Source organism: Acidovorax sp. GW460-11-11-14-LB4 (assembly GCF_059423685.1).
The window spans coordinates 1-9,234 of record NZ_JBWKYJ010000118.1; the positions used below are offsets into that span (position 1 = coordinate 1).

The 9,234-nt window shown below is 69.3% G+C and carries 8 protein-coding genes; 5 read left to right on the forward strand and 3 right to left on the reverse strand.

The window, feature by feature from the left end; all coding sequences use genetic code 11:
- Positions 1-122: 122 nt before the first annotated feature.
- Complete coding sequence (locus AC07X4_RS23320; protein ID WP_343734152.1) at positions 123-1,124, forward strand: Bug family tripartite tricarboxylate transporter substrate binding protein; 1,002 nt, start codon at positions 123-125, stop codon at positions 1,122-1,124.
- Between the two features lie 88 nt (positions 1,125-1,212).
- Here AC07X4_RS23320 and AC07X4_RS23325 read toward each other — a convergent pair whose 3' ends face one another.
- On the reverse strand, positions 1,213-3,285 hold the full coding sequence (locus AC07X4_RS23325; RefSeq protein WP_494741466.1) for an acetoacetate--CoA ligase: 2,073 nt from the start codon (positions 3,283-3,285) through the stop codon (positions 1,213-1,215).
- 106 nt (positions 3,286-3,391) lie between these two features.
- Here AC07X4_RS23325 and AC07X4_RS23330 point away from each other — a divergent pair, with 106 nt between their 5' ends.
- The 4 genes from AC07X4_RS23330 (at position 3,392) to ubiM (ending at position 7,212) form a co-directional block, all read left to right on the forward strand.
- Complete coding sequence (locus AC07X4_RS23330; RefSeq protein WP_056057057.1) at positions 3,392-4,003, forward strand: TetR/AcrR family transcriptional regulator; 612 nt, start codon at positions 3,392-3,394, stop codon at positions 4,001-4,003.
- Between the two features lie 247 nt (positions 4,004-4,250).
- Positions 4,251-5,147 carry an alpha/beta fold hydrolase gene (locus AC07X4_RS23335; RefSeq protein ID WP_494741467.1) on the forward strand — a complete coding sequence of 299 codons (897 nt, stop codon included), beginning with the start codon at positions 4,251-4,253 and terminating at the stop codon, positions 5,145-5,147.
- 167 nt (positions 5,148-5,314) lie between these two features.
- Positions 5,315-5,746 carry a hypothetical protein gene (locus AC07X4_RS23340; RefSeq protein WP_056057054.1) on the forward strand — a complete coding sequence of 144 codons (432 nt, stop codon included), beginning with the start codon at positions 5,315-5,317 and terminating at the stop codon, positions 5,744-5,746.
- 179 nt (positions 5,747-5,925) lie between these two features.
- Positions 5,926-7,212: a 5-demethoxyubiquinol-8 5-hydroxylase UbiM gene (gene ubiM / locus AC07X4_RS23345; RefSeq protein ID WP_494741468.1), complete on the forward strand. Its 1,287-nt coding sequence runs from the start codon at positions 5,926-5,928 to the stop codon at positions 7,210-7,212.
- Positions 7,213-7,312: 100 nt separating this feature from the next.
- On the opposite strand, the gene AC07X4_RS23350 is transcribed toward ubiM, so the two are convergent.
- Together AC07X4_RS23350 and AC07X4_RS23355 are read right to left on the reverse strand one after the other, a co-directional pair.
- Complete coding sequence (locus AC07X4_RS23350) at positions 7,313-8,227, reverse strand: class I SAM-dependent methyltransferase (protein WP_494741469.1); 915 nt, start codon at positions 8,225-8,227, stop codon at positions 7,313-7,315.
- 197 nt (positions 8,228-8,424) lie between these two features.
- A complete protein-coding gene (locus tag AC07X4_RS23355; protein WP_192419472.1) occupies positions 8,425-9,171 on the reverse strand; it encodes a zf-TFIIB domain-containing protein in 747 nt (248 codons plus the stop codon).
- Between the last annotated feature and the right edge of the window lie 63 nt (positions 9,172-9,234).

The window sequence follows — 9,234 nt, forward strand, 5'->3', positions numbered from 1 at the left end:
GCCCCGCCCCAGGGAGCCCCCAGACCGCATAAGCCCATGGCGTGACAGCCAGACCCCGGCCCGCCACCATGCATCGCGGAGCCCGCTGAGTGATTTTTATAACCATGACAGGAGACAAACCCATGCCCTTCCACGCCCTCACCCGCCGTTCCTGGCTCGGCGCTGCCGCGCTGGCCGCTGCCACCGCCTGCACCGGCACCGCCGCCTGGGCGCAGGCCGCCTACCCCAACAAGCCCATCAAGGTGGTCGTGCCCTTCGCCCCCGGCGGCGCCACCGACGTGCTGGCGCGCGTGCTGGCCGAGAAGATGGCCGTGGGCCTGGGCCAGCCCATGGTCATCGACAACAAGCCCGGCGCGGCCGGCATCATCGGCACCGACGCGGTGGCCAAGGCCGCACCGGACGGCTACACCCTGCTGCTGGCGCTGAGCAACTCCATGCTCACCAACCAGTTCCTGTACACCAAGCTGCCCTACAGCCCCGAGAAGGACATCGCGCCCATCTACCAGATCGCCATCGCGCCCCTGGTGCTGGTGGCCCACCCCAGCGTGCCGGTGGCCACGGGGCCTGAGCTGCTGAAATACATCGCCGCCAACAAAGGCAAGGTGGCCTATGGTTCTTACGGCACGGGTGCCTACCCGCATCTGGCCGGCGCGTACATGAGCCAGTCGCAGAACGCCGACATGAGCCACGTGGCCTACCGGGGTGAGGCGCCCATGGTGCAGGACCTGCTGGGCGGGCAGATCCAGATTGCTTTTGCGAGTGCACTGCAAGTCAAGGCGCACATCGACGCCGGCAAGCTCAAGGCCATTGGCGTGAGCGGCGAGCGCCGCATGGGCACGCTGCCCAACGTGCCCACACTGGGCGAACAGGGCCTGAACGACGAGGCCTACCGCGTGGCGGGCTGGCTGGCGTTTGGAGCCCCCGCAGGCACACCGCCCGCCATCCTGGAGCGCGTTGCGGCCGAGGTGCGCAAAGCCACCGAGCATCCCGATGTGGCCCAGCGCATCACGGCCATGGGCTTTGACGTGCAAAAGAGCTCACCGGCCTTGTTCACCGCGGCCATGAACAAGGAGCGCCCGGTGTGGGAGCGGCTGATCAAGGCATCTGGCGCGAAGCTGGACTGACTCCCTGGGGTGCAGCACGCCTCAGCGCCGCACTCACTCTTGCATCCAAACAAGGCGCTAGCGCTTATTCAATAAGCGCTAGCAGCTATCATTTTTGGAGCGTACTCGCCCGCTGCGCCGCAAACGCCACATACCAGTCCAAACACCCCGGGTTGGCCATCGCGTCCTTGTTGACCACCTTTTCGATGGGCTGGCCCAGCAGCAGTTTCTTGATGGGCAGCTCCTGCTTCTTGCCGCTCAGCGTGCGCGGCACCTCGGCCACGGCAAAGATGTCGTCGGGCACAAAACGCGGGCTCAGCGCCGTGCGCACCGCGCCATTGATGCGCGCGCGCAGGGCATCGTCCAGCGCGTAGCCTGGGCGCAACACCACAAACAACGGCATGTAGCTCTCGCGGCCCAGGTACTCCAGGTCCACCACCAGGCTGTCGAGCACCTCGGGCAGCGATTCGACCGCGCTGTAGATCTCGCTCGTGCCCATGCGCAGGCCGTGGCGGTTGATGGTGGCGTCAGAGCGGCCATAGATCACGCAGCCCCCGTTGGCGCCGATCTTGAGCCAGTCGCCATGTCGCCAGACTGCGCCCATGCTCGCGGGGCCATCGCCACCGCCAGGCTGGCGGCCGTGGCCTGCGGGGTACATGTCGAAGTAGCTCGAAAGGTAACGCGAACCATCCTTGTCGCCCCACAGGTAGAGCGGCATCGACGGAATGGGCTGCGCGCAGACCAGTTCGCCCACCGCGTCCAGCACGGGGCGGCCCTCGGCGTCCCAGGACTCCACGGCCGCGCCCAGCATGCGGCATTGCATCTCGCCCGGCACCTGCGGCATCTCGCGGTTGCCGCCGATGAAGGCGCCGCAAAAGTCGGTGCCCCCGGATATGTTGTTCCACCAGATCTCGCGCGTGCCAATGGCCTCGAACTGCGCCGTGCCCCACTGCTGCACCTCGGGCGACAGCGGCGAGCCGGTAGTGCCCAGCGCGCGGACACGCGTGAGGTCGCCATAGTCGCTGAGCGTGATGCCCGCCTTCATGCAGTTGGCAAAGAACGCCGCGCCCGCACCGAAGAAAGTCACGCCCGTCTCGGCCGCAAAGCGCCACAGCACGCCCCAGTCGGGGTGGTCCTTGCTGCCGCCGGGGTTGCCGTCGTAGATCACGCAGGTGGTGCCCGACAGCAGGCCGCTGAGCTGCGCGTTCCACATCACCCAACCGGTGGAGCTGTACCAGTGGTAGCGCTCGCCAAAGCTGTTGGGCTCGTAGCTGCAGCCGATGTCGTTGTGCAGCACCTTGAGCTGCAGCGCCACCAGCACCGTGCCGCCGTGGCCGTGCACGATGGGTTTGGGCAGGCCGGTGGTGCCGCTGGAGTAGACGATCCACAGGGGGTGGTCAAACGGGAGCCACATCGGCTCGAAGGCCGCCGTTTCTGCATCGTTTTGGACGGTAGCGCTAGTCCAGCTTGCCCAACCAGCTATCGAAACAGAAGCATCCAGATTGCCCAGCAGCACCGCGTGCTGCACGCTGGGCAGGGCCTCGCGCAGCTCGGCCAGCACAGGGCGGCGGTCGTGGTCGCGGCCGCCATAGCTCACGCCGTCCACGCCGATCAGCACCTTGGGCTCGATCTGGCGAAAGCGGTCGAGCACCGCATGCGTGCCCATGTCCGGCGCGCAGATGCTCCACACGCCGCCGATGCTCACCGTGGCCAGAAAGGCGATCATCGCCTCGGGCACGTTGGGCAGGTAGGCTGCCACGCGGTCGCCGGGCTGGATGCCCTGGGCCTTGAGGTGCAGCGCCAGCGACGCGACCTGGCGGCGCAGCTCGGGCCAGCTCAGTTCGCGGTGCTGGCCCTTTTCGTTGCGGCTGATGATGGCGGGCAGGCCCGCCGCGTGGGCGGCATCCACATGCCGCAGCGCCTGGCGTGCGTAGTTGACCTGCGCACCGGGGAACCACAAAGCGCCGGGCATGGTGTTCTTCGCCAGCACGGCCGTGTGGGGCGTGGGCGACTGCAGCTGGAAGTAGTCCCAGATGCTCTGCCAGAAGGCGTCGAGATCAGTGGTGGACCAGCGCCACAGCGCGTCGTAGCTGTCGAACTGCAGACCGCGCTGGTCGCGCAGCCAGTTCTGGTACAGGCGGATCTGGGGAATGTAGGGCGGGGTGTTGTGTGTTGTCTCCATGGCGACGCAGCGTACCAGCGGCGCCCGGCAGAGGCCAGCCACACCCGTCGCCCGGTTGACAGCGCGGGGATTGCCTTGTTTCGCACAATCGTGCTAAATTGCGCCCATGGACGCCAAAACCCAGAAAGCCGAACTCACCCGCGCCGCCATCGTCGGCGCGGCGCTGGACCTGGCTGCGGCCGAGGGGCTGGAGTCGATCACGCTGCAGGCCGTGGCCGACCGCGTGGGCCTGTCCAAGAGCGGAGTGTTCTCGCGGGCCGGCTCGCGCGAGGCGCTGCAAAAAGCGGTGATCGAGGAGTTTGGCCGTCGCTTTCTGGCCGACGTGTTCGTGCCCGCCATGCAGCAGCCCAAGGGCCTGCCGCGCCTGCAGGAGATCCTGCGCCGCTGGATTGCCCGCACGCGCGACGTGGAGGCCTTCACGGGCTGCATCTACACCGCTGGCGCCTTCGAGCTGGACGACCGCGAGGGCGAGCTGCGCGACCTGCTGCACGCTGAAATCACCCGCTGGCGCGCCGCATTGCGCCGCACAGTGATCCAGTCCATCGAGGCCGGGCACCTGGCGGCCGACACATCCCCCGACCAGCTGGTGGGCGAGATCTATGGCCTGATCATGGGCTTGTTGCACGACGTTCGCTTCCTGCGCGATCCGCAGGCAGTGGCACGCACCGAGGCGTCCTGGGCGCGCCTCGTCAAGAGTTACCTCCCCTCCCCCGCTTGATACGCGGTGGTGTGCCAGGGAGTGCTCTTGTTTTTTTATGTCCCAATTTCGCACAACCGTGCGAAGAAAGGAACCACCATGTTGATCATCCTGGGCATCGCCGCCATCGCGGCCGCAGTGGGCGCCATCCGGTCGCTGCGCAGCACCCTCACCAGCCTCCCGCGCAGCAACCGGGACTGGATCTTTTACTGACCGTCCGCCCGGTCCACCTCCCCCATCTACCCCATCTCCCTCCTGGAGTCCCACCATGAACACCTCCCCATCCGCCGCGCTGCAGGCCACGTCCAGCTTCTACGGCGAGCACCCCGGCATGCGCCTGCTGCGTGTGGCGCTGGGCACGGCCGAGCGCCTGTGGCCCACCTTGGCCGTGCGCGCGGCCTACCGCCTGTTTGGCACGCCCCTGCCCCTGCGCAAACCGGGCCGCAGCGCCGTGCCACCGGGCCACTGGCGCACGGAGCGCCTGGCGTTTGAAGACGCCGAGATCACGCTGTACCGGCCCCAGGCCCAGCCGCACGGCCCCACGGTGCTGCTGCTGCACGGCTGGGGCGGGCATGCGCGCCAGATGCTGCCGCTGGCCGACGCCCTGGCCGCCCGCGGCCTGCGCCCGGTGCTGGTGGACCTGCCCGCACACGGCGGCAGCCGGGGCCGCGTGAGCAACCTGCCGCAGTTCGCCCGTGCCATCGAATACACCACCGCCCGCCTGCACGCGCAGGACTCGGCGCCCCACGCCGTGGTGGCCCATTCGCTGGCGGCCAACGCAGCGGCCCATGCGGCCAGCCGGGGCCTGGCCACCGAGCGGCTGGTGCTGCTGGCGCCGCCCGCCTCGCCGCACGAATACACGCGCCTGTTCGCGCAGGTGTTTGGCCTGTCCGAACGCACCCGCGCCGCCATGCAACGGCGCATCGAGGCGCGCGAGGGCATCCTGATGCGACAGTTCGAGCCCCCCGCCGTGGGCCCGCGCATTGCACTGCCGACGCTGGTGGTGCACGACCGGGGCGACCGCATCAACCGCTTTGCCGACGGCGAGGCCTACCGCGACCACATTCCGGGTGCCGCGCTGCTGGCCACCGAGGGGCTGGGGCACCGCAAGATCCTGCAGCAGGCGGAGGTGCTGCAGGCCGTGGCCGACTTTGTGGCGGCGTAAGCGCCGGCCGGTGGTGGCGGGCAGGTCGCGCGACCCGCCGGAATCAGCCGGTGACAGGCAGCCTCTATCATCCGCACTCGACCGCCTTCCTGGAGGCGCCCTGCCGATGAATCGCTGGTGCCCGCACCAGCGGCCCCTGCTGCCTGTTGCTACCTGCCGTGTCTCCCATGTCCACTCTCCTGTCCGCCTGGCCCGCCCTGGTCCTGTTGTTGCCCGCGCTGTGGCTGGTGTCGGCGATCGTGTTCCTGGCCAAGGGCAACCGGCGGGCGTTTGCACAGCTGATGGCCCTGCTGGCCTGTTTTCTGATCGGCGCGCTGCTGATGGAGTTCTTCACCTTCATGGGCGCCCTCATGGCCCGCTCGGGCAGCCAGCACGCCACGCCCACGCTGGGCACCGGCACGCGCCAGTTGCTGGAGACCATTGCCAACCCGCGCTCCATCACCGCACCACCGCTGTCGCTGGCGGCTTTTGCGGCGTACAGCATCCCGGCGGGCTACCTGTGGCTGCTGGTCACCTGGGTGCTGCACCTGCGCGGCAAGAAGGCAGGCCCGGCCAAAAAGAAGTCCAGCAAAACCCCGCGCAAGGCAGCCAGAGACTGAGTTTCGATTGTTTTAGCCCCCAGGCGCTAGAACCATATGCCTGAACAGCTATCAATTAGATAGCGTCACCACGCCATGGCTTGACGCAGGGCAAAGCGTGCCCAGACCCGCCCGCCCACAATGGCGCGCGGCCTCCCCGACCCGGGGCGGGCACCTTGTCACCCTGTATTCATCCCGCCATGACCACCCACCACAGCGACGTGCTCATCGTCGGCGCAGGCCCGGCGGGCCTGTCGCTGGCCATCTCCCTGGCACAGGCCGGGTTCACCGCCACCGTGGTGGAGCAGCAGGGCGACCGCGCGCTGGCCCAGCCCGCACCTGACGGCCGCGAAATCGCCCTCACCCACCCCAGCCGGGCAACGCTGCAGCGGCTGGGCAGCTGGGCGCACCTGGCCGACCACGAGGTGGGCCAGATTGCCGAGGCCCAGGTGCACGACGGCCCGCTGGGCCGCCACAGCGCGCTGCAACTGAACGCGGCCAGCGGCACCCACGGCGATGTGTCAACTCCCGGCGCCCTGGGCTTCATCGTGCCCAACCACGCGCTGCGGCGCACGGCCTACGCGGTGGCTGCGAGCACCCCGGGCGTGCGCCTGCTCACCGGCACCCAGGTCACCCGCGTGGCCGCGCTGCCCGGCCATGCCGAGCTGGACTGCGTGCCCTCCCACACGGGCCCTGGCGACCACGCCACGCCCCAGCGCCTCACCGCCCCGCTGCTGGTGGCCGCCGACAGCCGCTTCTCGGCCACGCGCCGCCAACTGGGCCTTGGCGCAGACATGACCGACTTTGGCCGCACCGTCATCGTCTGCCGCATGCGCCACGCCCTGCCCCACGGCAACGTGGCGCACGAATGTTTTGGCTACGACCGCACGCTGGCCGTGCTGCCCCTGCCCGATGACCCACAGACGGGACAGGCGCTGTGCTCGGTGGTAGTCACGGCGGGCGCGGCCGACGCCGCCGCGCTGATGGCCCAAACCCCCGAGGCTTTTGCCACCCAGGTGCAGGCCCAGTTCAACGACCGGCTGGGACCCATGGCGCTGGTGGGCGAACGCCACGCCTACCCGCTGGTGTCCGTGTATGCCCAGCACTTTGCGGGCCACCGCTGCGCGCTGCTGGGCGACGCCGCCGTGGGCATGCACCCGGTCACGGCGCATGGCTACAACCTGGGGCTGGCGGGGGTGGAGCGGCTCACGGCCGCGCTGGTCAGCGCCCGCCAGCGCGGGCAGGACATTGGCAGCGCCGACGCCCTGGCCCCCTACGCACAAGGCCACCACCGCCACGCCTGGCCCATCTACCAGGGCACCAACGCCATCGTGCGCCTGTACACCGACGCCCGCCCGGTGCCCCGCCTGCTGCGGCAACTGGTGCTGCAGGGCGCGCGGCGCCTGCCACCGCTGCAGGCGGCCATCGTGGGGCAGCTGACGGGCCAGCCACCCCAATGGATGCGCGCACTGACGCTCAGGCCGTAGCCAAGCTCTGCAACGGGCGCGACCCACGCCAGCGCCACCGTGGAACTGGCTTTGCCAGGCCACCGGTGGCGTCCCCCTCAGGGGGACGACGCGAAGCGGCTCAGGGGGGGCCGTCCCTTACCCCCAGCGTGGCCAGGCCATACAGCGGCGCACCGAGCCAGGGGCGCCACCACATGTCCATGGCAATACCGGCCCAGCCATAGCCCTCCGCCACGCTTTGCTCGCGCAGCAGGTGCAGGCGCGGGTGCACGGCCGCCAGCTCTGCCATGCGGCCGACACCCCACCGAAACTCGGCGCCCGTAGGCCCTACGCTGGTGTGGCGGGCCGCGCAACCCACGGCCTGGCGCGTCATCACATCCAGCACCATGCGCGAGCCCGGCGGCGCGTGCTGCGCAAACTCGGCCAGCACGGCATGCACCTGCGCGGGTAGCAGGTACATCAGCACGCCTTCGCACAACAGCAGCACCGGCGTGGCGCTGCGCTGCGTGGGCAGACCCAGCCGCTGCCACCAGCCGGGGTGCGAGAGGTCCAGATCGGCATAGCGCATGCGCGGGCACTGCGGCGGCAACAGGGGCTTGCGCAGCGCCATCACCGCAGGCAGGTCCGCATCAAGCCACTGGTTGGCCCCCGTGTCCAGCCACTGAAAGTGGTGCGTGAGGCCACACCCCAGGTTGACGCCCAGGGCCTGCGGGTGCTCGGCAAAAAAGCCGCGCCCCGCCTCCTTGATGGCGCGGGTGCGCCACAGCACATGCAGCACCGTGGGCAGGTCGTCCAGGGTGCTGTTCACATCGGCACCCAACTGGGTCAGCAAGGCCTGGGCCACGGCATCGTGGCAGTCGAGCCAGGGGAAATAGCGCCCGCCGTGGGCACGCGCGGCCAAAGGGATGAGCAAGGTGCTGGGCACGGGGGGCAGCTGCGCGCGCTGCAGCAGGCTGTCGGTGCGGTGACGCGCACGCGCCGGTGGCGCAGGGCTGCGCGGCGATCGGGCAGGGCGTCTGGTAGGGGACTGCGGCACGGGGCGCTCCTCCAGTGGCTGCGGGCGCCACGGTTGCGTGGGATGCGGTGTGGCCCAGGGCAAGGGCCTTAGAGCCTGTTCAACAGGTTCTTGGGCCATTCTGAACGGTCTGCCCCAGTCTGTCGTGAATGACCGCAGCGCGTGCTGCGGTATGTCAATGCACCGGCGGGGCTTGCGGCCAGCGCGACGCTGAATCCCTAGTCCTTCACCAGCGCCCACACCAGCGCCACCCCGGCGGCCAGCAGGTCCCCGGTGAACGAGCTGTCATTGGCGTCGCTGCTGGCCGTGGTGAACGCCCGCTTCTGGCGCTCCCGCTCGGCCCGGGTGCGGTCGCGCTCCAGGGCCACCAGGGCGTCGCCAATGTCCACGGGCGATGCCGGCGCCGCCGGTGCCTTGGCGCTCGCGGCGGCATAGCCCTCCATGGCGCGCAACACGGCCTGGGGGTCGATGAGGGAGAACGCGGCACGGCAATAGGGGCAGGCGTGGTCTTTGCGGATGTCCACTGGCGCGCCGCAGCTGGTGCAATAGATGGCGCCCACGCGCTTGGCCAGGTCGTCGATCTCGGGGCGCGTCATGTGGCGCACAAAGCCTTTTTCGACCATGAAGGACGAGAAGGTGCTGAAGCGCCCATGCTGTCGCCCGCAGCGGTACACCATGTAGCGGCCGCTGCGCACCACGTCGTAACCCTTGGCCAAGCTGGTGTTGCAGCGCGGGCAGGCCATGCTCTCGGCCAGGGCCTGGTGCTGGTCCACACGGTGCTCGTGCAGCAGCCGAAACAGCTCGACCACGGACTGGGGCGTGAGCTTCAGGTTCTCGTGCCGGTCAAACCACAGGCCCTGGCAGGCAAAGCAGATGTCCAGCTCCAGCGAATCGCCCAGGTTGCTGGCAAAGCGGTGTGCCTGCATGGGTTGGCGGCACGAGGGGCAAGTGGGTGCAGGAAACATGGCAGTGAGGGTCTGGGCAGAGGTGCGGGGTGCCTCTCGGGGGCGGGGGCATCGTAACCCGCC

Excerpts from the sequence above, each read along its gene's own strand:
- AC07X4_RS23320 (WP_343734152.1), top strand. The coding sequence starts at position 123 with ATGCCCTTCCACGCCCTCACCCGCCGTTCCTGGCTCGGCGCTGCCGCG.
- AC07X4_RS23325 (WP_494741466.1), bottom strand. The coding sequence starts at position 3,285 with ATGGAGACAACACACAACACCCCGCCCTACATTCCCCAGATCCGCCTG.
- AC07X4_RS23330 (WP_056057057.1), top strand. The coding sequence starts at position 3,392 with ATGGACGCCAAAACCCAGAAAGCCGAACTCACCCGCGCCGCCATCGTC.
- AC07X4_RS23335 (WP_494741467.1), top strand. The coding sequence starts at position 4,251 with ATGAACACCTCCCCATCCGCCGCGCTGCAGGCCACGTCCAGCTTCTAC.
- AC07X4_RS23340 (WP_056057054.1), top strand. The coding sequence starts at position 5,315 with ATGTCCACTCTCCTGTCCGCCTGGCCCGCCCTGGTCCTGTTGTTGCCC.
- ubiM (WP_494741468.1), top strand. The coding sequence starts at position 5,926 with ATGACCACCCACCACAGCGACGTGCTCATCGTCGGCGCAGGCCCGGCG.
- AC07X4_RS23355 (WP_192419472.1), bottom strand. The coding sequence starts at position 9,171 with ATGTTTCCTGCACCCACTTGCCCCTCGTGCCGCCAACCCATGCAGGCA.